Source organism: Sulfobacillus thermosulfidooxidans DSM 9293 (assembly GCF_900176145.1).
In the GTDB taxonomy this organism is placed as follows: Bacteria; Bacillota; Sulfobacillia; order Sulfobacillales; family Sulfobacillaceae; genus Sulfobacillus; species Sulfobacillus thermosulfidooxidans.
The window spans coordinates 2,196,661-2,221,463 of sequence record NZ_FWWY01000001.1 but is presented as its reverse complement, the minus strand read 5'-3'; the positions used below and the strand labels follow the sequence as shown (position 1 = coordinate 2,221,463).

Here is a 24,803-nt window from a genome sequence, read left to right as displayed (position 1 = left end):
CCTCCATCCCACCCCACCCCGGGTGGGGTTAGCGTCATTCTAGATCCTCACCTCTCCGTTGTCAAGGATCTGCCCCGACCTGCATCGCGTCCTCGCTCACACGCGTCGTCCTCGCTCGACAGACAATGTCTCGGCACCCCGCTTAGCACGAAACCAGGGAATGAACCGAAGGGCAGGAACATCGGCAAGGGGTTTTTGACTCCACGCCGCCGTCCCCAACAGTAGCGCGAAGACGGGGGCGGTATTCGGGTCGGTGCCCACGCCCCCGAGGACGCCAAAATCCTGCCCCAGCCACCATAACACCCCGAGCCACCCCATGGTGACCGCCATCGTGCCACGGCCATAGGGTCGCCATGCCCACAAAAGCGCGAGGAGACTCATCATTCCCACGATGACGCCATTGGCCACCAGACCGTGGTGCGTGACCCAGTGGGCGGTGGCGTAAATTGGCCCTGACAGCCAGAGCGGTTGCGCATTTTGGGCAGCATTTTGGAAGAGAGTTCCGAGGGCGGGTCCCGACCAAAATCCCGCCCCCGGCCACGCCTGCACCAGAGCCCCCCAGAGCCAGAGTCCCACGACGCCCCATCGCACCCCACGGCGCACCTGTCCGGCTAACCACATCGCATCCGGCAGGAGGAGCAATCCGGCGCTCGCCATATAGAAGAGGACCGATCCGGGATCTCCGATGACCAGGGACGCCTGGCCGGTCAGAATGCCGCCCATCCCTTCCCCTAAAATCCAGACGAATAGACCCCAAAACAGGGATGTCCACAGGGCCCAGCGCCCCCAGGGGCGCCAACGACCTGCTAACAAGGCTAGTCCTATGCCGAGTTGCACAAACACCGCGACCACGTCGGCCGTGATCGGCGCATTCGACCAGGCTTGAATCCCCCACCCCATCACACGTACCACCCAGCCTGGCTGTCCCAACAAATTGGGCGCGATCACCATTTCTAAAAAGGCGTAATTGGGCATAGCCGGCTGTAGTTGTAAGAGGCCGTCCAACACCCACAAAGCCCCCAGTGCCCGCCAGAGCCCCTCTTTTCCCCATATTTTCGGCGCCCGATCGCAGAGGTCCTCCCGCGACACGGACGGCGATTCAGATTCCGCAATGAGCCGCCAAACCCAACGGATCAGCACCACCGCCAGTCCGATGGTGATCAGCACTACGACCACGGTGAGCACGGCATGATAAAATTGTGCCACGACCTCTGGTTGAATCATGGACGCTAATGACATGGATGCCTCTCACCTCCTTACGACCGCGTATTCTTAATGGGGTTCGGGTAGTAACGGAACGAAAAATGCAGTAGGCACTACCGCCGGGTGAGCCGCCTCAACGGCCGCAGTCGCCCTTGAGCCACCGATTCGGGCACCTGAAACGAGTATTGGCCCAACATGGTGATGTGGTGATGCCCCGAGGATCACGGAGTCAGTGCCCGCCGGACGGCGGCAATCACGCGCGTCATCGCAATGTGCATGGTATGCGGGGACACCATGGCAAACACAATCGTCCCCCGAGGATTGATGATAAAGATCGCATGGGTGTCCATGGGGAATGGTGAGGTGCCGTTGCCGGGCCAGAATCTTGTCGTGTGGCAGGGAGCTACCGGAAATGGCATACGTCTTCACTCCTCGCGACTGAAACAGCGCCTGTGCCTGTTGCAACTCGACCAGTTGCTGAAGACAGGCCGATCACGTATCGGCCTCGTAGAAAAAGACCACACTAACGTACCCCACAGGCGGAAACCGTACCGGCCCCAATGATGAGAGGGCGCGAAACGCGGGAACCCGGGAGGCCATCGTCCGATCCCCCACACGGCCACCAGACTGAGTAGGCCCAAAAGAATTCCCACCAGGCTCCGAGACGGTTTCAACGGCGCCACATCCTCCCCTACGATGATTATCCCCGAGGTCGCCTAGCGGACACCCCTCGATCCCATCACGCCTCCCGCCAGTGATAGCCCCCATGCTATCGCCAGACCAGGAGCCATGCGATAAGATCGCCGTCTGTTGCCACCCTGACTACGATTATCCTGGTTAATCGTAGTCAGGCAATGTATCACGTCAATAACAATCCTGTAACCGTAGTGTCACACCGGACGTTTTGTTCGCCACCCATGCTATGATTTTTGGGGTATCCGGATTTTGGTGTGAAATTACCTTTCTCGACCTTTTGAGAAATCCCCCGATTCGCCGGAATACCGTGTGGAAATCCTGATGGGATAACATCCATTCCTCGACTGGTCATGTCCTTTGATATGACCTGACCCTGTCATGGGTGTTCCGTATAAGCAGGCATAACACGCTCCTTGACAACTCTCCTGCATCAGTCTATAGCTGATCTACCCTCGATCGCTTATGTAAGAAAACATGAAGACAGTATTGCACCTGAATCATCGACATTACACCATGTTGGAACGGGTTCCCCACATGATCCGTGCCCAGTCCGTCAGCAAGGCGGCCCACCGTCGTGGAGGACGAGACAGATGGCGAAGAAGATGATAGTGGGAGCCCCATTGCCGATCTAAAGCGGAGCCATTCCACCCGCCCTCACGGAACAAAAGAGAGGGCAGCAATGTTTTAATCTCGTCCTGATCGAGAATATTGGCCACAATGAGCGTCGAAATGGGATATTTGTCTGGTCGAGCAAATTCGAGAATAGTGGCTTCATCCCCGGATGGTAATACCACACGCACCATAGCCACTCGTCGAGGCTTCCCGTCGACCGTCCAAAACCCCTGCTCACCGAGGCTATCAAAAACATGGACGGCAACATACCCTTGAGCGTCCTGCTTCATCCATTGGATCGCCGGCCAAAAGTCGTTAAGCCCGTCGTCGCTATCCCTCTGCAACAACTCCCCCTGTGGACTCTCCAAGGTGACGTCAACGGACTGCCTCTTGGCCCCGGAACCCACATCAGCGCCACTCACCCTGAACTCTGTCCGTTCTTTCGTCAACACACGCCAATTTCGCGTCCTACGACTCTCCACCGCCCACCGCCGGACTTGAATCCTATGAGTATCACGGATGGCCCCCATGCCATCAACCAGAATTGACCCAGAACCAGTTGCGGCAACCCGTTTGTCGAGCGCCAGATCTTTTCCGGCCGCATCCACACGGTGCCACCGGATTTTGGTCTCATTCCACTCTGGCTCAAGCTCGCTTTGGGGATGGCGCCAAAGTACCTGGTGAACCGGCAAGGGGTACAACTTGGCCTCAAGAACTTCATAGACCAATAGGGTAGCTGCCAGCATCGGTTGACCCCGAACGACCAAGTTTCGTACATCAGGGGGAGGACATGCCATGCGGCCCGAGTCTATACGTCGCTGATACGGGTATAAGGCATCCCAACATCGGCGAAGTGACGGATCCAGCAAAAGATGAGCTAACTGCAACACCGTGGCTCGCGTGAGCAGCCGAACCGGCATATCCTTACTGAACTCCATGTACAGGATGTCCCCTTTGATGTCGTAATCTCGCACGATGGTATCAAGAAACGATGGTTGCAGACATCCCAAGGCGAGAAATCGCGTGGGAGCCACCACGGACCGAACGGCTTCGAATTGGGGCACCACGACCGTCCGTGCCCCACGAGAATACACCCAACAGAACTCGGCCAAATTCATCGCCGTTCGAAGCGGATACCCCGTTCGGGGAATGACCTGGCCGGCTTCCGCTATTTGAACATCCCATTGATCCAAGTCGTCTATCGCGATGAGGCACCCTTGCGATGCATCCCGCACCGGGACCCCGTTGCGATATAAGCGCCCGAGCTTGAGCCAAGGCAAAAAGCCCCAGGGAACCGACACCTCGTGGAGGCGTTGGGCATCATCCTGAAAGACAGCCGTCGTCATCCATTGACCACTCACGGGGTCGCGCTGGGGCGAACGAATCCAATAAAGGGTGACCACTTGATTGGGGGCAAATGGCCAGGGACTCCAATGAATCCTACGAGTCGGCATAAGTGATCGCGACCACTGGGTCACAAAGCCGAGCTGCTGTATTTTGGATTTCTGAAAGGCGGGCCAAGTCAGTTCGGATTCCCGCCGAACGTAGTAGCTCCCATGGGTTCGGTGTGCGGCCTGTGCGCCAAAAATCCGTCGCCACTATATCTAAACGTCGCAAGGCAAACGCGATCCGATCCTCCACCACTTCGGCAATGGTTTGGATGGTGAGAGGAAGTTTGTCGTGATGGCGCTCAAGCCAACTGCTGTGACCCAATTCCCGAAAGATGGCTTTGGCCGTCACACGGACGATGGGGTCTTCTTGTTGCTTCAAACGGGTGACAATGGCAGGAACTTGGGCAGCGCAGTCACGGTCTCTCTGAGTCCAGTCCACACGGCTTATCCGTTCAGGCCGCAGTGTTGGTGCGGCAGAGGGCTGATGAGCCATGAGCCATTCCCGATCATGGCAGTACAGCCACGACCAAACCGCCGGCGCCATCTGACGAAGTGCAGTACGTCCCATCTCCGGATACTGTGCTTGCACATCAAGCCAATGTTGGCGGTAATCTTCGATCGAACCTTGCTGAGGAGTCTTACCGGGAGAGAGAGGTCGTTGCCATCTTCCCAGCTGCAATCGGGTGGCGTGATATTTCACTGTCGCGGGATCCACGCCTAAAATCCGCGCCGCCCCGCGAAGGGACACCGTCGCGTCCTCGCTCAGCTTTTTAAGTTTTGCTTCCCAAATAGGGCCAAATTGGACGACCTTCGCCTCAAGATACGGATCTTCACCGATCGCGCAACGGTAACTAAAGCCACACGAACAGGTGAAAACACCTACCTTCCCACCACTTGTCTGTCGAAGCTGGGTTTGTGCCTCCGATATTAGAGGTTGCCCATAATGGACGGCTACTCGATTAAGACACGGCCAGAGCCGATTAAGGCGGAGGGAAGGCCTTTTAGGTTCCAATAACGCGTCCATCGTCATCCCGAGAAAATGCGTCAACAACAGATGCTTGAAGGGATGTTGGGAACCTTTGGGATGGCGGACCATTCGTAAGACCCACGCTTGCTCACCGTCCTCGGTTAGCCCGCAACCCATCGCTCGCAGCCAATCGCGGCCATAAAACTGCTCAAATTGTTGCACAAATTCCCGTGCCCGAATCCGACCGTTCGTGTTCGCCAGATCCCGGTTCTGCAACTGTTCCATGTAGCGCTGTCTTAACGCATCCAACCCTACCGCCACGCGAGATTGCGAAAGCAAACCCCAACTTTGGTGGGCGACAAAGGTATTCAGATCGGGTTGGGCATTGGCACCAGGGTATAATACAGGTTCCTTATATGCCTCTGGTGTCGTCGCCTCCAAGATATCAAAGCCCTGACGTCTCCCCGAACTATGAATGGCCACCTGACTCGGGTAGATCGACGTCCCGGAATGATGGGGGCACACGGTCAAACCAGGGAGTTGGTGCACCCGATGCCAATAGGCCTCTCCATAGGCCGTGCGGTCTGCTTCCACGCATTGTGGACAGTACTGTAACACTTGCGGCGTCTTGACGGTTGATGCCATGATGCCGGCACGTCCGGAAATCCCCGATCCCGACCCACGTCTCATGGCAAGGCGGACCCCTTCCAGTTGGCTTGCCGCAAGAAATGGAGAAAAATAGGGGAGCAAGGTGTGACGATCGATGATTTCGTCGGATGAGTACCGATGGCCTGCCGGCAAATGGCTTATTAAGGCGTCCACGTGCCCAGGTAAATCCACAACCGCCACTACCGTGTTGCTTCCGAACAAGTCTTCCAGTGTCGTTTTCTGATTGCCCCACATCATCCGTTCCTGATATCTGGCACACACGCTATAAAGCAATTCATCCGGATACGGATCGGGAAAGACTGTAATCATGCCATCCTCCGCTTAACTAACAAACGCCTCCATTGATTGGATCCATCCTGCATTTTTCAACGCGCCGTAGGCCGACCTCCCCGCTTTGAGACCTGTTTGCACGACCGATTTTAGGACCAAACTCTCAGGAGCACCCTCTTGCTTCTGAGAGGGACGTTTTTTCACCGCTTCCGGCATCTGCGCGCTCGGTGAATCCTCGGAGCCTGGCGTTGATTGCATGAGAGCTCGTGCCTTCTCCAACGCATTTTGCCTGTCATCAAGGAGAGAAGTGGCTTCATCCGACTGGATGAATTCTACCGCCTGTCGGGCCACTATCTTAGGTACTCCTGCCTCGATCAACCACCCGACTAAGGCGGACTCGCCCGTAACCGATGAACTCTGGTCAGCCGGTTTTCTCAGGGAATCAAGCCGTCCCATGGTCGTCACGGACCGCTCGGCCTCTGCAAGATACCGTTCGACATCCAACGGCACCACATCGTCGACGCCTTGCAACAAGCGGATATTGCCCGTTCGAAGCGCTTCTAAAATGGGGGACGCTAGCCGCAAGCTGTCTTTGGCCACCGATCGAATCAGAGCTGGGGTGATGGTGTCATCATTTCGGGTAATCGCCCGTGCTTGCGCCAGCATGTACAACTTCACCGCAAAATCGGTGATTCCCTGGCTGGCATCGTACAATGCATCTCGCAAGGCTGGCGTCAAGGGAACGAGCCGTCGCGTATATTGAAATCGCCAGAGGGATTCGACGAAGAATTGCCACACCTCATCATTGGCCATGCGATCCCAGATAAAGTCGCCCTGACCGGTCCCTCGACGCGTTTGCCGAAATTCGCCACTTAAGAGCGCTTGGGCCTTGTAGGTGCCCACCAGAACTACGGGAAGGCCGATGGTGTTGACCAGTTGGACAAAGAAATTCAACATCTTGCGGGAACCACCACTTTTGGCCTCGCTGAGATGCTGGATCTCATCAATCACCAGCACGCCCAGACCGTGCAAGGCCGCCACTCGGGCCATGCGCGGCAATAATTCATCCACGGTGTGCCGACCTGAGGCATAGCGCTCATAATAGCGGGAGCCCAACAAATCATCGATTGCCTGAAAGAAATTCAAGCAGAGCCCCTTAATGGAGCCATCAAACGGGCAGTCCAGCTTAAGCCAGACCACCTGCATCACGGTCAGCGGCCGCCCTGCATATTCGTGGTGCCCAATGAGTTGAGGGTAGAGTGACAGAACGCGCTCGACCGACGTGGTTTTCCCCACTCCGCTCATGCCCAAGATGGTAAATCCCGTAGCGGTCGACCGCGTTGCTGACGAGAGACTGCCCTCGTTTGCGATAAGGTCGGCATTTTCGTGCAATTGGGCCACAAATCGGGGATCGCGGGGATTGCGCGCCAAATAGCCAATGCGAATCATCCGCGAAAAGCGTTGTTCCAGTTCCAAATGCACCGGCAAGGGTTCAAAAAATTGCAAAGTGTTTTGAATGAGATGAAGCCGATAGTGGGCTGGCATGTCCCGATCCTGCAAAGAATAGAGCGGGGCATAGGTTAATTGTTGACCCACCTCTTCCTCCGACCAGATGGGGGGCAAGGCCTCAATGAAAGGATTTCCTTGGTACGTCGCAATCGGCGGAGTCTGATAGTCAGCGTCGATGCGACGCCCTTGGCCCACTAAAATCCGCAGTTCGTCGCTCATTTTGACTCCTCCCCAGGCTTTTTTAGCCTCCGAAGCAGGGTAATCCGATCAGGCGGGGGCACATAGACCTCCTCATCCGACAGTTGGGCGGAGCTAGGATCTTGGCTTCCTCTTGTCCGAGACGCCATCCTTGGGTGCCGCGGTCTTCATCGCGCTCAATCTGACGATTGGCACGAATGGACTTCACCCGAGCGCGTTTACTGCTGCCGTCACGCGTTTGCTCGGTTTCGGTCTGGGCTTGTTGGACCACTTTGGCCATTTCAGCATGCAATTCGGCTTGTGCTTGGCGTTCTCGAGTCTCGCGATGGACCGTACGTTCTGCCTGCGCTTGCTTCCATGCCTCGTAATCCCACCACGAATACCCGCGAAACTGTTGATTGCGATCCAATAAGGTGCCCGGTTCAATGCCCATTCCATTGTCATCGCGCAAGTAGATGACGTCCATTACCCGGGGATCGAATGCAATAGCTACACGAAATGTTCCGCGAGCTCGAGCCCGTTCATACCACTGTTCGCGAATGGCGCGCTCCGTGGTATAGAGAACCCCCCGAAACTGGATGCCCCGCGGCGTCACCGAAGCCTCAGCTCCCGGTAGTAGGTTTAACCGAAGGACATCATGAGGCACCGACCGTAGATGGCCGGAACGATGGGTAATCCCCCACTGCCATAGATCCCACGGATACGGCTCCACGTTGTCCCCCATCATATCCTCGGTCATAGGATAGGACTCCAATCGTTGATACAGGTTATGGTCGCGTACCGACAAGACCAACAGATGGGTAAATTCGTCCAATGTTAGCACCGCATCGAGGCGATAATCCGGTTCGCCCCGTTCCCGGTCCTTCACCACCGCTCCAGGCAACTGACCAACGAGGTTGAGATTCATCAACCGAAAGTTCTGCTCGATAATCGCTTTCAAGTCCCCACGATAGGGCGGCGTGTTGGCCACGCGAATCGCCAACGCATTGACCAACTGGTCGGCATTATAACCCTCTAGTTCGCCCCGGTCAGCCAAAATGGCATCTGGTAGGTGTTGCACCGGCCACCACGAAACATCCTCAATGCCAAATCGGCCGCAAAATCCCGTTTTATCACTCGCCGCGTTTTCCAATGCCAACATCGCGCCCAACCAACTCGGTCCTTCCAGGCTGACGGACAAGCCGACAATCATGCGACTAAAAACGTCTTCTACCATATACACCACGGGTCGACCGATCACGCGGTTACGGTCCCATCGGCTGACTAAATAAACATCGGCAATGGTAGCATCGATCTGATACAAAGCCCCAGGGCCTTGGGCCATTTGCGTAGAATCCCCCGTAATAGGCCGTCGACTTAGAGCGTATCGCCGTTCACCTAAACGCCGCTTTTGGGAAGTTTCCCAATCCCGTTCCTTTTCGTACCAATAACGGAATTGACCAAAGCTCGGAAGTTCGGTAATTGGTGGAAGGACGGGCACCAAAATATCGCCCCGTTTGTCATACCCCTGATGGAATAAATGTTCCAACATGAGTTGATATGCTTCTTTCAGCGTGCGGGTCTTCCGCGTTTCATAAAACAGACGGATCCCGCGGCGAAATTTTTCCCGGATTCCCTCATCCACATTGATTCCGAATTCGTCTGTGACCGTGTCCGTCCGTCGGGGCGGTCGGCCTCTCTTACGGTCGCTGACCCTTTTGGTCTTACCTCGTCCACCACGACGTTCATATTCGGGTAACAAGGCATTTTTCGTTTGACCACCACGCCAATAACGCCGAAGATATCCATAAATCGTTGTCTTCGTGACCCCAGCACGCACTGAAATGTCGGCAATCAACGGTCCTCGCGTCTCTGGGCGATAAATGGCCTCGTCCGCCATTTCCACCAACGGCTGAATAATCTGCCACGCTTGATCCCGTTGAACACGTTGGGATTCCGTTACCAGGTCATCCGGACGCATTCCCTTTAAAAACGGGTCTTCCGCCAAAACCCGAGCTATGCCTTGACTGACCGCACTCTCCAAGTCTTTGAGGCGACGCCAGACAGGCAGCGCTTTGGGATCCCGGACATTGAAAAGGTATACATCGGTATAAGAAAGATCCATCCACAGTAGCCGCTCCGTCAGGGGATCGCCGTTTTCCCCAAGCCATTCAATGAGCTGGTTGACTGCCCAATTCATGAGACACCCACCTCCGAGGAGAGCTCGCCCGGACGTTGCAAGACAAGCGGTTGGCTCAAATTAAACGGTGCCATCCAATTTGTTCGCCACGCACGCGTCGCCAACAAATGGCGGGCAACGGACAAACTCGTTCCCGGATCCAATCCCAGCCGATCATCGACAGCCCGTACAACATCCGATAACGGTTGAACCTTCAGCAAGGCCTGTTCCAAAACCACGCGGATACGTTGGATATCGGACGACGCCAGCGGTGAGAGAACATCGGAAAATCGATACGGCTGGAGCCACTCCAAATTATCAGCCAAGCTCCTGGGAATATCCTGTTCCGTGACAATATGCCACGGCACCTGGCGCTTTGCCCAATATTGGCGTTCCAATTCGAGTTTTTCTAACACTCGTGGGCGAGAGAGTTGATTGGATGGCTTGATACTGAGGACTTGTTCTCCTGTTCCCTCTCCCTGTTTGACGGTAATGAGAAAGTCGGATGTGAGCACTGTAGGAATTTGGGTTTTGGGATCGCGAGGATGTTTAATCCCCAGAGATTCCGCTAAAGCTAGGGTTTCGTCGAGCGGCAAAAGCGGAAACTGTTCGCGAATATCCGTAATCCGCTCCGACCAATCCAGAATCAAAAAACACCGATATTCAAGTTGACTTAACAGATGATGGACGCGGCCAGTCTTTACACCCTTCACCCGGCTGGCTAATCCTTGGGACGGGACATCTTGCACCAAAAGCCACGGCTTATAATCCACCCCACGTCCGGTGCCCCGTCCTTCTTTGGTTCGCCGTTCAATGGTGTTAGGAGTGCTTTCTCGTTTACGTTTGGCCAATGTCGCCCTCCTTATAATTAAAAAACAAAGAGGTACAGTTAGAACAAGCGTTTTCCCTTGTTCCAACTGTACCATGTTCTTCCAACACAGTCTAGATAATTTTTTCTCAGTCTAGGTAATTTTTATCGAGTCTAGCTAATTTTTTACTCTCAACAACCATGTTCGCTCTGAACGGCCTCTATTCTACAGTGACAGATTTGGCCAAATTTCTCGGTTGATCCACATCGTGACCGCGGGCCACTGCCGTATAATAGGCCAAGAGTTGGAGCGGGATGGCCGCCAATACCGGAGCCAAAAGCGGTTCCTCAATCGGCACGGCAATGCGGTGATCAATAGGTAGGGTGGAAGGCAGCCAATCATCAACGATCCCCCATACTTCAGCACCCCGAGCTTTCACTTCCAAAATATTTGATACCGTCTTATCCGCAACTTCCCGTTCCGTCACAATAGCCACGACCGGGGTGCCTTCTTCAATTAAAGCTAAGGTCCCGTGTTTGAGTTCCCCTGCCGCATAAGCTTCGGCATGTAAATACGAGATTTCCTTAATCTTCAACTGCCCTTCCATCGCTAAGGCATAATCGAGACCGCGGCCAATATAAAACACATCATGCGTCTTAGCCAATCTCTGGGCCATGCTTTCAATACCTTGGTTCATACGGTCTAGCACTTTATGTCCTAATAGCGGCAACTGTAACATGCGCCGGACCAAATCTGGTCGAGGATTGCCGTGAACTTGCGCGAGTGCTAATGCTAACAGCGTCAAAACCAGTATTTGGGTCGTATAGGCTTTAGTCGATGCCACCGCAATTTCTGGTCCCGCTAGGGTATAGGCTACAGCATCGGATTCCCGTGCCACCGTGGACCCTACCGTATTCGTAATACTATACGTAAAGACCCCCTGTTCGCGGGCCATTCGCAAGCAGGCCAAGGTGTCTGCCGTTTCTCCCGACTGCGATATGGCAATGACCATGGTGTCCTTATCTAATATCGGATGAGCATAACGAAATTCAGAGGCTACATCGACATTAACGGGAACTCGCGCCAAGCGCTCGATTAAAGATTTCCCAATCAACCCTGCATGATACGCGGTACCGGCCGCAACAATTTGAATCCGTTTCACCCTGGTCAGTAACTCGGGCGTCAACCCGATTTCTTTGGGAACAACTTGGTCTTCATGAATGCGTCCTAAAAGGCAGTCTCCCCAGACATCGGGCTGCTCCATAATTTCTTTTAACATAAAGTGCGCATAACCGCCGCGTTCCGCTTGCTTAATATCCCAATCGACGGTGATAACGGGGCGTGTAATCATGTCGCCAGCCAAATTCGTAATGGTTACAGAACGCGGGGTCACCACCGCCATGTCGCCGTTCTCTAGAATTTGAGCGCGTTTCGTCGCGGCTAAAAAGGCACTGAAATCCGAAGCCAAATAATTCGCATCTTCGCCCAATCCAATAATCAAAGGACTCGTACGCCGCACGGCCACGATCCGATCAGGATGCCTTGAAGAAATCGCTAAAAAGGCATAGGCCCCTTCAAGCCGGCTTTCAGCTTTACGCACGGCTCCTTCTAAATCCTCAGCGCCTCCGTATTCTTCAAGCAAGTGCGGAATGACTTCCGTATCAGTCTCTGATTGAAACACATGGCCTTTCGCCATCAATTCTTCACGCAGAGCCTGGAAATTTTCAATAATCCCGTTATGAACCGTGGCAATTTCTCCCCGGCAATCGGTATGCGGATGGGCATTTTCATCCGTGGGACGCCCATGTGTTGCCCACCTGGTATGCCCAATTCCACAGGGAACTCCTGATGGTAAGGATGCCAATAACTCGCCTAATGCCGCGAGTTTTCCCCGGGTCTTCTGAATAGCAATGCCCGATGAGGCGGCCAAAGCAATACCCGCCGAATCATATCCTCGATATTCCAACCGTTTTAGTCCATTAAAAATAAAGGGGAGGGCATCGTCTTTCTCCCCAACGAATCCTACAATGCCACACACTTGTCATCGCCTCCAAAAGGATTGGAGTCGGTCCCAACTACACGTTTTTGTGTCGTCTTTACAAACGACCTTTGTTCGTGATTTGACGACTGTCGGGAAGCCGGAGGTCACCCGCCGAAGACTTCGAGATCCCTCACCTCGTCAACCTTTCGTCTCAAACCCATATTCTTGGCTTTCTTTTCATTCTCGAACGAAAGGTTCCGGCGCTACTTGGGCCCTATGCAGGTTATGCCTTAGCCGACTCCAAAGCATGCTGCACGACCGATTCTAAACGGTCAGCCCACATTGTAATCTCTTGAAGATCACGTCCCTCTACCATAATACGCAACAAAGGCTCTGTTCCGGAAGGCCGGATGAAAACACGCCCATCACGACCTAGACTGTGTTCAGCCTCTTTGACCAATTCAACAAGTCCGGGAATACTCTCCCACTCTGCCACGGTCTTTTCAATTCTTACGTTACGCAATATTTGCGGGTAACGTTCCACAGCCCCCACAAGTTCCGCTAACGATTGATTTTGCCGGCGAATCTCTGCTAAAAGGGCTAGAGCCGTCAATAGTCCATCGCCAGTGGAAGCGTACTGAGCTAAAATCACATGCCCTGACTGTTCACCCCCGAGCACAAAGCCCTGTTCCCGCATGCGTTGTGCGACCCAGCGGTCACCCACAGGTGTGCGCTCGAGAACAATCCCTTCTTTTTCCAGAGCGCGTTCTAAGCCGAGATTCGACATCACGGTGGCGACGACGGTATTTTGAGCCAACAGGCCTTGTTGCTTGAGACCCGTTGCCAAAACATATAAGATCTCGTCCCCGTCTACAATATGTCCTGTATGATCGACAGCAATTAAACGATCTGCATCTCCATCAAAGGCTAGACCTAAATCCCACCTATTCAATAACACTTGGTCTTGCAACGTCGATGGATCCGTGGCACCGCAACGGACATTAATTAAGGAGCCTTCAGGTTCATGAAACAAGGGATGGACATGCACTCCGAGATTTCGTAGAACCCTTTCTGCGGTTGCCTGGGCCGCTCCATGTCCTAAATCCAGTCCCACATGAAGCTCGGGAATCAGTCCGGCAAATAAGCTCTCTAAATAGCGAAGGTAATGGCCGATGGCTGTTGTCTCATAATGAAAGACGCGTCCAATATGAGAATCGCCAACGGCTTGAAACTCTCCGGAGAGAACCATCTGCTCGACGAGCGCCTCTTGCTCAATCGGCCACTTCCGTCCTTGGTGATCTAATAACTTGATTCCGTTGTATTGCGGTGGGTTGTGCGATGCCGAAATCATGACTCCAGCTTGGCAATCCATTTTACTGATTAAATATGCCAATGCCGGCGTAGGGAGCATTCCGACTAACAAGACATCTACGCCGCTTGCAGTAAATCCGGCTGTTAACGCCGCTTCTAACATCGGGCCCGAAATACGTGTGTCCCGTCCAATCAGGACGCGAGCGCCAGAGCCCAAGGACTTGGCAGCAGCTCTTGCAATTTTCGTGGCTAAATCAATCGTGAGGTCCACATTCGCAATACCCCGAGCCCCATCCGTACCAAACAACGACATGAACGACAGTCCCTTCAATCCGTTAAATGAACACCTGCTTATACCCTATTATCCCGCTTTAGTAATGGTGACAGTCACGCTAACATCTTGTTGTTTGACTCCTGAAACCCCAGAAGGAAATACCAGTGGCACTGCCGCTGATACGGAACTCGTATCTCCGGAGACATTAATCGGAATCGTATAGACAACCGACACCGCATTAATGGCGCTTTGGCTGCCAGTAATGGTAACGTTAGCGGGCCGCACGCGAATATTCGTAATTTGATAACCTGATGCTGGATGACCACTTAATTTCGCCACCACGCCTACGACCTTTTCCGGCGGGCGCTTCTTGATCGTCGCCGAAGCAGAAATCATGGCCGGTGATACCTGCACATGCTGAACCACGCGATCATCCGCGTTTAAGGGTAACAGAATTACTTGTTCTTGAAAACTTGCATCGCGCCCACCTACCGGCACTTCGGCAACCACTTCATGAACCATGTTCAAATCTGTCGTCGGACCTGACAATGTCGCCGTTTGCGTATTACTGGTTAACTGCTGCAGCTCATAGCCAGGGGCTGGTGAGCCAATGGGGCGCAAGTTAATGTTCATATGTCTGGTGCCCATCTCATCCACCACCACGGTAACTTTGTTGGGGACAACATTTACAAAACTCGTTCCCGTGGGAACGGAAACCCGGACCGGCAACGTATATGTTCCCGAATGGGTAAGTCCTTGCATGTCAACAAAAGCCGCAATGGCATGGGGATTGACCTGGTTTATAGATTGGACGGGTCCTTTGATTTGCACGGTGACCGTATTCGGGTTCATAGACATGACGGTCAGATTAGATTTGGTGGGAGGAGTATATTCCAAGGGTACCGGGCCAATCGGACGATCTGCCACCACTTGGGCATTGGTGGAGGTCACTTGAAACCATAAAAACAACGCGACGATTAAGGAAATGATCTTCAAGATTGTATCATTTTCCAAAAGACGGTCCATCACGAATTCACACCCCTCCGCCAAATTTTTAAGGGCGCATGAGGTTTAGTGATCAATAAACGACTTAACATATCCCTTAGGGCCCGGTCATCGAGTCGCCGATATAATTGCCCTTCGACGGCCACAGATATCCATCCGGTCTCCTCGGAGACAGCCACACTAATCGCATCGGACTGCTCACTAATCCCAATGGCGGCACGGTGACGGCTCCCTAGTTCACTTCCGGGCTGCGCACTATCCGTTAGCGGCAAAAAAGCTGCCGCAGCAATAACCCGGTCCCCGCGAATAATGCATGCCCCATCATGCAACGGGGTATTAGGAACGAAGATATTCTCCAAAAGCGGTGCGGACACGATGGCTCCAATCGGGGTTCCCGTTGCCGCGTATTCATTCAACCCTGTCGTCCGTTCTATAACAAACAAGGCCCCGGTCCGGCTCCGGGAGAGATGATCACAAGCCCTAGCCAGTTCGTCAATGGCCTTGGCCATATCGGTTTCTTCGTGCACTAAAATGCCTTCGGAAAAAAACCGTCCTTGACCAATGTGTTCAAGGGCGCGCCGAAGTTCGGGTTGAAATACAATAGGCAACGCCACGACAAGCATCACCTGAATTTGCTGTAACAGAAAATGTGTCGTGTATAGATGCAGCCAATTGGACACGGGCACCGCCACCAACAAAATGATAATACCTTTGATGAGTTGTACCGCCCGCGTTCCCCGAATGAGTAAAAAGAAGCGATAGAGTCCGTAAGCCACAATGGATATATCGACCACGGATAGGAGCCATGATGACCATGACATATTTTGTACAAATGATAACACCGGTTCCACCCCACTTACTGACCCCAATATCCTGTACCCTTTTAAGCGTACCATATTCTTCACGTCAAATCTTTTGGTCAGGTGGCAAGTCCTGACCAAAACCCGCGTCCATCCTCTACCTGCTATGATAGACTAGCCGGGAGGGGGAAATCACGTGCCATCTATGACCCACGAGAAAGAAGGCGCCCTGCCAGCAGCTCAGCTCAGCTGGACGAGGGTTGTTCATCGCATTTACCGTGTCGTGACATTATTCGTTGGCATAATCCTCCGGATTGGCTGGGCCGCATTCTGGCACCGAAATCGTCCCGATAGTCCGGAAAAAGACGCCTTTTTCGAGCAACTCTATACGCGCCAAGCCATAAAATTTCGGCAAACCGCTGAACAACTTGGCGGATTAGTGATTAAGGTTGGGCAATTTTTGTCGAGCCGGGTGGATTTATTGCCCAAACCCTTTATCGATCAACTTCAAGCCCTGCAAGACAATGTCAAAAGCGCCCCTTGGTCCCAGGTTCGTCCTATTCTAGAACAAGAGTTGGGCCCGTTGCATGAATCCTTTCTCATTTTTGATGAAAAGCCTCTGGCCGCGGCCTCATTAGGACAGGTCTACCGGGCCGCACTCCACGACGGGACGGAAGTCGCCGTAAAAGTGCAGCGTCCCTATATCGAGAGCACCGTACAAGCCGATCTCAAGGCTCTCAGTATCGTCGTGAATCTGGCCACACGTTTTACCCGATTTGGTCAGGCTTTTGACCTGTTCACTGTACTTCGGGAATTTCGGCGCGTCGTCACTGAAGAACTCAACTACCAACAAGAATTGGCCAATACCGAACTCATTCGTCAAGACGTCCGGCATCTTGGTTATGTTATCGTGCCAAAAACATACCCCGAGTACTCAACCAGTCGTGTCTTGACCATGGCCTTTCAAGATGGGATTAAGATAAATCAATTAGAGGAGCTCAAGCAGCATCACATAAATCCCACCGTCGTTGCCGAAGAAGCTATCCATTTATATTTACATATGGTGATGGAATCGGGTATTTTTCACGCGGATCCGCATCCAGGCAATATCCTCGTAACAAAAGACGCGAAACTCATTCTGTTGGACTACGGCATGATTGGGATTATTGATCAAGCCTCACGCAAACAGATTCGGCGACTCTTTGTGGCCGTGTCCAAGCGCAATGCCACCGAACTCCAAGCCAGCATGGAAGCGCTTGGAATGGTTCGCCCTGATGCCGACCGGGCCCAATTGCGCCGGCAGATCCAATACCTGTTAGACCGTTATTATGCCGAAACCTTGGACGAGTTAAAATCGCTCGATCTCGTCGCGTTGTTGCGGGATTTTGAAAATTTATTGCGCACGCAGCCCATTCAAGTGCCGGGACAATTCGCGTTTTTGGGACGCGCAATTGCCATTTTAGTGGGATTAGCCACCGGTCTTGATCCGGATATCAATCTCGTTGAATTATTTGCACCTTATGCGAAGCGATTCGTCACCGAAGACCGCGGTGGGACATTGGGCTATGCCAAACACGTCGTCATGGACATGACCAAAACGCTCGTAGATCTCCCGGAATTGTCTCACCGTATTCTCAAACAAGTCGAGAATGGCGAACTAGAAGCCAAGGTCGAATGGAAACAGGGAACCTCCCAACTACACTCTTTATACCGGGGGATTCGAGGCCTTATTCAGTCGATCTACGTGGTCGGATTTTCGCTAATAGCCACCTTATTACTCGTCCATCATCATGATGTGCTGAGTGGCGGATTCTATCTCTTGGCCTTTTTCGCCTTTTTATATGGCACCCTTTTTCATGGTCGCCATCTGCCGTAATATCAACTAGATAGAACCATCTTCATGCCGATAACGGAATCCTTGAAGCTAACATTCTGCTACCCATACAACATAAATTTTCTTCTCTTGGGGCACGCTCACCAAAGATAACATGCGGGGAGTGAGAAACGTGTTTTGGCAAATCTTTGGTGCGACCCTCTTAGCCTTGGCGCTTTTTAGTATTGCAGTGGCTTTTTTAATGCCGACATTAGAAAAAGCCTTATTTAATTATTTGTCGGATCAAGCCTTACAAAAAGTCATGAAGAGCCGGTACATGACCAGCCTCACCTCGGCATGGTCTTTATTGCGCCGTGCCAATCCGCAAATTTTCTTGGAAAATTCGCTCAGAGCGACGCAAGATCAAGCGATTGGTCGGCCCATGGGCACGCCCTTAGTTTTTTCACATTGGGAAAATCTCGTTTTCAATCCGGCGCAATTGGCGCATATCCCCACCAGACGCCGAGAAGAGGTAGAACTCAAAACCGTGATAGGGCCCAAAACGGCGCGTCCCCTCGTCACCGACATCCCAATCCTGATTGCCGCCATGAGTTATGGTGGTGCCCTATCCATGAAAGCCAAAATAGCCTTGGCCCTGGGCGCCAATATGGCTGGCACGGCCACCAACACCGGGGAATCCTATCTTCCCGAAGAACGCGATGCCGCCAAGCGGCTTATCGTCCAATATCACCGCGGCACATGGCCGCTTTCAGCCCAGAACCATCCGGAATATTTGGAATCAGCCGATGCCATTGAAATTCAAATTGGCCAGGGAGCCCAGGCCGCCAGCGCCATGATCACCAAACACGTGGATCCGGAAATGCAAAAGTATTTTGGTCTCAAAGACGGAGACAAAGCGGTTATTGCCGCGCGCCTACAGGGTGTGGAGACTCCCCAAGATTTCGTTCGCCTCGTGCATCAGTTAAAAGGGCGCTATAGCGTGCCCGTAGGGGTCAAAATTGCCCCATCGGGATGGTTAGAAGACGATTTAGCCGTCATTTTGGATGCCCATGTCGACTTCATCGTGTTGGACGGTGGAGAAGGAGGCACGCACAGTGGTCCTCCTATCTTACAAGACGATTTTGGCATTCCCACCATGGCCGCCATTTCCTGGGCTGACCAATTTTTGCGCGAAAAAAACTGCCGCCAACGAATCACGCTTATTGCTGCTGGCGGTTTAAGGAGCCCAGGAGATTATTTGAAAGCTATGGCACTGGGCGCCGATGCCGTTTATATTGGCTATGCAGCCTTAATGGCACTATCCGCCTATCAGGCACAAAAAGTGTTGCCCTATGCCCCACCAGAAGATCTGTTATATCACAAAGGTAAACATCATCATGAATTGGACGTCGACCAAGCTGCACGCCACTTGGCCCATTTTCTGCGTTCCTCTTGCGACGAACTCCGTTATGGAGTCCAAGCCGTCGGAAAAACCAATATCCATGACGTCAATCGAGATGACCTAGTCGCATTAGATCCTTGGACAGCACAAATAGCTGGCGTTAAAAGCCTGGTACAACCGTGGATCAGCCAAGGAGGTCCCGGAGTCTTTCCCGAAGCTCCTCACTTTCAATTTCGTTCGCCCAATGAGGGCGGAAACCATCCCGTCCACTAATTACTCACAAAATGGTGGAGCTTGTGCGGAACGGCGAAGTTTAATAGGGATAACGCCTTCCGCAACGCTCACGCCCAAAATAATCAAGACAGCCCCGCAAGCTTCCATCACATTCATGGCTTCATCAAGTACCAACCAGCCAGCGACGGCAGCAATGACCGGGACTAGATACAAGTAAAGACTGGCTTTGCCGCCGCCTACGGCCATCACGGCGTTTTGCCAAAGGGATAGTCCCATAATCGTTACAAACACGACGGTATAGCCTAAAGGAATAATCACCACCGGATGCATGGGAATAACGCCATGCCATGAAATGAACGGCATGATCCCCAGTGTCCCAAAAAGACTCATCCAGCCAGTCAGGGCAATACCTTTTACCGGGACATGAAATTTATCGGTCAAAATGGTGAATAAAGCCCACAGAAAGGCCGCTAATAGCGCTAGACTATCCCCTAACAAGGAACCACTACGCGAGGCTCCCACCAATAAGGCGACACCGACAAGAGAAATTCCTGCCCCAAGGAACATTTGCGGACCGGAAGGACGCAGCTTTAATAGACGCTGACCGACCAGTGTCATCAAAGGGGACACATCAAAAAGAAAAGCCACATTGGCGGCTAAGGTATCATGCAACGCCGTGGTAAATGCCCACTGGTAAAATGACACCCCCGTGAAACCTAATAAGGCCACTTGCGCATATTGACGCCAAGCCCCAGGACGGGTTCTGAGCATCCAAGGCAAGGTAATGACCGTGGTCGCCAAAAACCGCCAAAAAACAAAATCAGCCGGGGGAAAATGCCCCACGCCGATTTTGGTGACGACATAATTGAGCCCCCAGCTTAATACCACCAGGGACATGCCCACATAAAATCCACGCCGATTCATAAACGATTCGGAGCCTTCTGCCCCACGAAATACGATAAGGCTTGCATTTCCAATGTGAGATCAATCGGTTGCACAAAAACTTCAGGATGTCTGGTACACACCGCAACCGGGGCGAAATTCAATATGGCGCGAACTCCCGCCTCGGCCAGCCGATCGGCAACCAAGACCGCCGCTTCCTTGGGAACCGTCAACACGCCAATGCCGATATCTAGTTCGTGCACCAACTCTTCTAACCGCTCGACTGGCTCAACCCGTAAAGAGCCAACTTGCGTTCCAATGATGGCTGGGTTATTGTCGACCAATGCCATAATTTTGACATCTTGGTGGCCTTGATCCACATAACGCACAAGAGCGGTCCCTAAATGCCCCGATCCCACAACAATGGCACGTACACCCTGGTCTAATTTGAGTATGCGGTAAATTTCATCACGCAGAGCGCTCACATCGTACCCTACACCCCGGGTCCCAAACGCTCCAAAATAGGCCAGATCTTTACGAACCTGCTCCGACGAATAACCCGTAGCCTGACCTAACATGACTGATGTCACACGTTCTTCTTCACATTCGGTAAGCCAGCGCAAATACGCAGGCAGGCGTCGAATGGCCGCATCGGGAATCCGTTGCAAGACGATCGCTCCTTATTGCCAGTCCCCATCAATACTCTCGAGCCAAGACAAACTCTGCCAGTTCTTCTAATGCTCGTTGGGCAGGGCCACTGGGCAATTGCCGGCACATTTCCAGGGCCTTATCGATATGATGACCCGCTTGAGTCTTCGCATATTGTAAGGCTCCGCTCTTCTCCAAGAGATGCCTGAGTTCTTCTACTTGGTTTTCGGGATGCGGACCAGATAAGATTTTTTGTACCTGGCTTCCCACGCGCTCTTGCCGCAAAGCGTAGATAATGGGCAATGTATAGACTCCCGCTGCCACATCTTCCCCCACTGCTTTTCCTAAGGTCTCCGGATTAGCTAACCAGTCTAAGAGATCATCCACGACTTGATACGCTAAGCCGATATGATGACCGTACTGGCCTAGCAGGGTTTCTACACGCTCTGGAACTCCCGTGGCAAGGGCGCCTAACCGACAACTGGTCTCGAGAAAAAATCCGGTTTTGGCTTCTATACGCCGCCAGTAGGCTTCTTCCGTAGCAACTTGACCATGATCCATGTTCTGATAAATTTCACCCACGCACATCACATGAACAACCTTGGCGGCTATATCCACAATAGCTAAATCTCCCGCGGAAGAAAAGAGGCGAAACGCCAAAGCAAAAAGAAAATCTCCCGCTAATACGGCAATCGTATTATTAAATTGCGTGCGAACAGCTGGCATACCCCGTCGCATCACGGCGTCGTCGATAATATCATCGTGCACCAGCGTGGCCATATGAATCATTTCTACAGCCGTAGCCACTTCGATGAGCTTTTGCAACCGGGCAGCGGATAATTCCGTTCCAAACTGCCCGGCTAAAAGCACCAACGCTGGTCGTAGCCGTTTACCACTAGCCACCAGAAGATATTGGGCGACATTTTCTATGAGTTCATTGCCCGTCAAGAGCTGTTCTTCCAGCAAGCTATTAACTTGCCGGAGATAGGGTTCGACCAACGAAAAAAACTCCAAAATAATCTCCTCTCTACCTGAGAAGGGTGTGAAATAGGCGCCACTTATCTTCACAATTTTAACACACCATAAGATGTTCTTAATCGAATTCTCATTTAATGAAGCCAGAAAAAGTTGGCAGATTGATTAACCCAGTGAACCACGGGTGTCGGATAAACACCAAGACCAATCGTTCCCACCACCGCGACCACGAGTACCACAACTTGCGCCCAATTCACATTCCAAGTAGCCATCTCTGGATCCGTTTGCCGGCGTCGGAACATCGCTTGTAAGGGTCTCAAATAGGCGCCTAATCCCAAGAAGGTTCCCAGCACTAATCCGATAGCCAGTCCTGGTTGATGAGCGAATAGGGCCGCTTGCAACAAATAAAACTTGCCCACAAATCCTCCGGTTAGGGGAATGCCCACAAATGATAACATAAAAACGATGAATAAAGCGGCTGCCCACGGTTTTTGACGCACAAGACCGTGTAGGTCGTTAATTGTGACGGTTTCTTTTTCTGATCCCATCATCGTCAAAATAGCGAAGGCACCAATCACGGCCAGTCCATAGGGCAAAAGATAAAATAGCATAGCCCTGGCCCCGATGACATTGTGCACAGCCACCCCAATGAGTAAGAATCCCGCATGGCCTATACCCGAATATCCAAACAGCCGTTTTAAATCATTTTGTGGCAACGCCAAAAGATTTCCCACAATCATCGTTAAAAGGGCCAAATATCCTAAAACCGGTCCCCAATTTTGGGGTGACATATAAAATCCATACGCTAAGAGGCGGAGTAAAATGACTGCCGCTCCCACCTTGGTTCCAAAAGCCATAAAACTTGTCACCGGCGTGGGTGAACCTTCATAGACATCCGGGACCCACATGTGAAAGGGGACAATTCCGAGTTTAAAGAGTAAGCCCACGAGCGTTAACATCAGTCCTGCGGCCAATAACGGCGAATTGTTGTTAACCGAGGAGGCAAAGTCGATGAAATTCATGGTGCCCGCTGCTCCATAGATTAAGGCCAATCCAAACAACAAAATGCCGGAAGAGAAAGCGCCTAATAACAAATACTTTAAGCCGGCTTCGCCTCCTAACGCATTTCGATGTGAAGCGGCTAAGACGTATAACGGCAGAGACAAGACTTCAATGCCTAAGAACAGGGAAATCAAATTGGCCGCCATCCCTAGACTCATCATTCCCAGTGCAGCAATCAGCACCAAAATCGGAAATTCTTCATGCTCTTGTTCCCCAGTCCATCCTAACAGCAAGGTTGAACCCGCCGCGATAAGAACCAAAATATTCACAAACAAACTGTAATTGTCAACGGTTAAACTTTGGTTATAGAACACCATCGGCTTTATATGTTGGGTCCACAAATCGATCGTGGCCCACAGCCCCCCCAGTGTCCCGATTAATGCTACCCAAGAACTCAAAGTGCCCCGTTCATGCCGAATCATCGCAGCAATCATCGTCACCAAAATCGTAATTCCGATAATATAGTCCGGTAACAAAGCGGTGGTCGCACTCATAGTCCCTGGCCTCCTTTCGTCGCGATAAGGTGCACGGCGTGATATAAAGTGGGAGCAGCATGCGCAGTGATTCCCGCAGGCCAGACCCCTAAGAGTACAATCAAGATCGCTAATGAGGCTATATAGCTAACTTGCCCAGCTGTCATGTCGGTGATGGGTCCCGCTCTATGTTGCGCCTGCATGACCCCTTGGAACAGCCGTATCATGTACCATGCTGCCACCACTAGCACGATGGCGGCAATAATGGCAAATACCAGGTCATGGCCGACAAGTCCTTGGATAATCAAATATTCTCCAACAAAACCTGGCAATCCCGGCAATCCTAACGCGGCTAACGCAAAGAATAAGAAGTAGGCACCCAGTCTCGGGGCGTCCTCGTTGAGACCCCCTAAAACTTTAATATCGCGGGTCTTGGTCCGTTCTTCCACAAATCCTAGAACAATAAATAGGCCACCGACAATGAGTCCATGAGCCACCATCAAAAATGTCGCGCCCAAAATGCCCGCGGTCGTCAAGGAAAACACGCCCAGCGCCATCATGCCCATATGAGACAAGGAAGAATACGCACTGATCATTTTCATATCTGTCTGCCGAAGCGCCATAAACCCGCCATAAACTAACCCAATGACGGCGAAGATTAAGAGGCCCACTTGATAGTGCTGCATTTGCGGCATAAATATGGGCAACATGATGCGAAGAAATCCATAGATTCCGGCTTTCGACATTACCCCCGACAAAAGTGCAGTAACGGGAGGTGGCGCCTCTCGATAGCTGTCCGGCATCCACCCATGAAAAGGCCACAAGGGTGCCTTAATCGCAAATGCGATGAAGAAGCTCGCAAAGACCCAGGGAGCCACCGCAGGATTCATAGTCAAGTTGCTGAGTTGATTAATTTCGAAGGTTAACGAACCAAACGGCGCCGCGTGAATCACCGCCACGGCCACAATCCCAATCAGCATAAATAAGCTGCCGACTAAATTCATGATCAACCATTTCATGGCGGCCCCACGTCCTTGGGGACCAGAATATCCCGTCAGCAAGAAAAAGATCGGGACCAAAATCACTTCCCAAAACACGTAGAATAACACGAGATCCAACGATTCAAAGAGCCCGATCGTCCCAAATTCCAAGAATAACAGCCAGAAAAAATAGGCTCTACCAAAGGAAGCAGACGACGCCAATATCGCCATGAGGGTTAAGATTGCTGTGAGTCCAATAAGAAACATCGACAGCCCATCAGCACCCAAGTGAAAACGCACGCCCCAAGAGGGAATCCAAGAGCGATTAAATGCCATAGGCCCATGAATGAGTAAGATGAGAAATGCCATCAGTTCGATGAAACTGACGATGACGCTGAGCCCTTTGGCCAAACGGTTGCCGCTAAATAGCACAATAAAGCTGCCAATTAGCGGAATTGCCATCAACCACACTAAAACCATT

General features: G+C 52.3%; 18 protein-coding genes. 2 read left to right on the top strand and 16 right to left on the bottom strand.

The genetic code is table 11. The features are described 5' to 3' along the window. Positions 1–96: 96 nt before the first annotated feature. The 11 genes from B8987_RS11120 to cdaA form a co-directional block, all read right to left on the bottom strand. Positions 97–1,239: a hypothetical protein gene (locus tag B8987_RS11120; RefSeq protein ID WP_084661555.1), complete on the bottom strand. Its 1,143-nt coding sequence runs from the start codon at positions 1,237–1,239 to the stop codon at positions 97–99. A gap of 185 nt (positions 1,240–1,424) precedes the next feature. Next, positions 1,425–1,622, bottom strand: a complete 198-nt coding sequence (locus tag B8987_RS11115; protein ID WP_084661554.1) for a hypothetical protein — start codon at positions 1,620–1,622, stop codon at positions 1,425–1,427. A gap of 783 nt (positions 1,623–2,405) precedes the next feature. Further along, positions 2,406–3,989 (bottom strand): hypothetical protein, encoded by a 1,584-nt coding sequence (locus B8987_RS11110; RefSeq protein WP_139793532.1) that lies wholly within the window; start codon positions 3,987–3,989, stop codon positions 2,406–2,408. Next, positions 3,952–5,847 (bottom strand): TnsD family Tn7-like transposition protein, encoded by a 1,896-nt coding sequence (locus B8987_RS11105; RefSeq protein ID WP_084661552.1) that lies wholly within the window; start codon positions 5,845–5,847, stop codon positions 3,952–3,954. The genes B8987_RS11110 and B8987_RS11105 overlap by 38 nt, the downstream gene beginning before the upstream one ends. Positions 5,848–5,859: 12 nt before the next feature. After that, positions 5,860–7,536: an ATP-binding protein gene (locus B8987_RS11100; RefSeq protein WP_084661551.1), complete on the bottom strand. Its 1,677-nt coding sequence runs from the start codon at positions 7,534–7,536 to the stop codon at positions 5,860–5,862. 22 nt (positions 7,537–7,558) lie between these two features. After that, the gene (locus B8987_RS11095) at positions 7,559–9,694 is read right to left on the bottom strand and encodes a Mu transposase C-terminal domain-containing protein (RefSeq protein WP_084661550.1); all 2,136 of its coding nucleotides are present in this window, start codon (positions 9,692–9,694) and stop codon (positions 7,559–7,561) included. After that, positions 9,691–10,524: a TnsA endonuclease N-terminal domain-containing protein gene (locus B8987_RS11090; protein ID WP_084661549.1), complete on the bottom strand. Its 834-nt coding sequence runs from the start codon at positions 10,522–10,524 to the stop codon at positions 9,691–9,693. The genes B8987_RS11095 and B8987_RS11090 overlap by 4 nt, the downstream gene beginning before the upstream one ends. A 178-nt stretch (positions 10,525–10,702) precedes the next feature. Next, on the bottom strand, positions 10,703–12,520 hold the full coding sequence (glmS, locus tag B8987_RS11085; RefSeq protein WP_076006721.1) for a glutamine--fructose-6-phosphate transaminase (isomerizing): 1,818 nt from the start codon (positions 12,518–12,520) through the stop codon (positions 10,703–10,705). 226 nt (positions 12,521–12,746) lie between these two features. Then, positions 12,747–14,087: a phosphoglucosamine mutase gene (glmM, locus tag B8987_RS11080; protein WP_084661548.1), complete on the bottom strand. Its 1,341-nt coding sequence runs from the start codon at positions 14,085–14,087 to the stop codon at positions 12,747–12,749. Between the two features lie 48 nt (positions 14,088–14,135). After that, entirely contained in the window at positions 14,136–15,074 is a 939-nt protein-coding gene (locus B8987_RS11075) for a CdaR family protein (protein ID WP_083659375.1), read from the bottom strand. Continuing rightward, complete coding sequence (gene cdaA / locus B8987_RS11070; RefSeq protein WP_026040561.1) at positions 15,074–15,895, bottom strand: diadenylate cyclase CdaA; 822 nt, start codon at positions 15,893–15,895, stop codon at positions 15,074–15,076. The genes B8987_RS11075 and cdaA overlap by 1 nt, the downstream gene beginning before the upstream one ends. A gap of 163 nt (positions 15,896–16,058) precedes the next feature. Here cdaA and B8987_RS11065 point away from each other — a divergent pair, with 163 nt between their 5' ends. Together B8987_RS11065 and B8987_RS11060 are read left to right on the top strand one after the other, a co-directional pair. Beyond that, positions 16,059–17,729 carry an ABC1 kinase family protein gene (locus B8987_RS11065; RefSeq protein ID WP_084661931.1) on the top strand — a complete coding sequence of 557 codons (1,671 nt, stop codon included), beginning with the start codon at positions 16,059–16,061 and terminating at the stop codon, positions 17,727–17,729. Positions 17,730–17,859: 130 nt separating this feature from the next. Beyond that, positions 17,860–19,341, top strand: a complete 1,482-nt coding sequence (locus B8987_RS11060) for an FMN-binding glutamate synthase family protein (protein ID WP_176213234.1) — start codon at positions 17,860–17,862, stop codon at positions 19,339–19,341. On the opposite strand, the gene B8987_RS11055 is transcribed toward B8987_RS11060, so the two are convergent. From B8987_RS11055 to B8987_RS11035, 5 genes are all read right to left on the bottom strand, one after another. Continuing rightward, positions 19,342–20,226: a DMT family transporter gene (locus B8987_RS11055; protein ID WP_084661546.1), complete on the bottom strand. Its 885-nt coding sequence runs from the start codon at positions 20,224–20,226 to the stop codon at positions 19,342–19,344. Next, positions 20,223–20,852, bottom strand: a complete 630-nt coding sequence (locus B8987_RS11050) for a redox-sensing transcriptional repressor Rex (protein WP_084661545.1) — start codon at positions 20,850–20,852, stop codon at positions 20,223–20,225. Before B8987_RS11050 ends, B8987_RS11055 begins: the two co-directional genes overlap by 4 nt. Positions 20,853–20,880: 28 nt before the next feature. Next, positions 20,881–21,846, bottom strand: a complete 966-nt coding sequence (locus B8987_RS11045; protein ID WP_020374000.1) for a polyprenyl synthetase family protein — start codon at positions 21,844–21,846, stop codon at positions 20,881–20,883. A 95-nt stretch (positions 21,847–21,941) separates the two neighbouring features. Further along, positions 21,942–23,363: an NADH-quinone oxidoreductase subunit N gene (locus tag B8987_RS11040; protein ID WP_020374001.1), complete on the bottom strand. Its 1,422-nt coding sequence runs from the start codon at positions 23,361–23,363 to the stop codon at positions 21,942–21,944. Then, positions 23,360–24,802, bottom strand: a complete 1,443-nt coding sequence (locus B8987_RS11035) for a complex I subunit 4 family protein (RefSeq protein WP_084661544.1) — start codon at positions 24,800–24,802, stop codon at positions 23,360–23,362. The genes B8987_RS11040 and B8987_RS11035 overlap by 4 nt, the downstream gene beginning before the upstream one ends. Position 24,803: the final 1 nt, after the last annotated feature.

Excerpts from the sequence above, each read along its gene's own strand:
- B8987_RS11120 (WP_084661555.1), bottom strand. The coding sequence starts at position 1,239 with ATGTCATTAGCGTCCATGATTCAACCAGAGGTCGTGGCACAATTTTAT.
- B8987_RS11115 (WP_084661554.1), bottom strand. The coding sequence starts at position 1,622 with ATGCCATTTCCGGTAGCTCCCTGCCACACGACAAGATTCTGGCCCGGC.
- B8987_RS11105 (WP_084661552.1), bottom strand. The coding sequence starts at position 5,847 with ATGATTACAGTCTTTCCCGATCCGTATCCGGATGAATTGCTTTATAGC.
- B8987_RS11100 (WP_084661551.1), bottom strand. The coding sequence starts at position 7,536 with ATGAGCGACGAACTGCGGATTTTAGTGGGCCAAGGGCGTCGCATCGAC.
- B8987_RS11095 (WP_084661550.1), bottom strand. The coding sequence starts at position 9,694 with ATGAATTGGGCAGTCAACCAGCTCATTGAATGGCTTGGGGAAAACGGC.
- glmM (WP_084661548.1), bottom strand. The coding sequence starts at position 14,087 with ATGTCGTTGTTTGGTACGGATGGGGCTCGGGGTATTGCGAATGTGGAC.
- B8987_RS11075 (WP_083659375.1), bottom strand. The coding sequence starts at position 15,074 with ATGGACCGTCTTTTGGAAAATGATACAATCTTGAAGATCATTTCCTTA.
- B8987_RS11065 (WP_084661931.1), top strand. The coding sequence starts at position 16,059 with ATGACCCACGAGAAAGAAGGCGCCCTGCCAGCAGCTCAGCTCAGCTGG.
- B8987_RS11055 (WP_084661546.1), bottom strand. The coding sequence starts at position 20,226 with ATGAATCGGCGTGGATTTTATGTGGGCATGTCCCTGGTGGTATTAAGC.
- B8987_RS11040 (WP_020374001.1), bottom strand. The coding sequence starts at position 23,363 with ATGAGTGCGACCACCGCTTTGTTACCGGACTATATTATCGGAATTACG.
- B8987_RS11035 (WP_084661544.1), bottom strand. The coding sequence starts at position 24,802 with ATGGTTTTAGTGTGGTTGATGGCAATTCCGCTAATTGGCAGCTTTATT.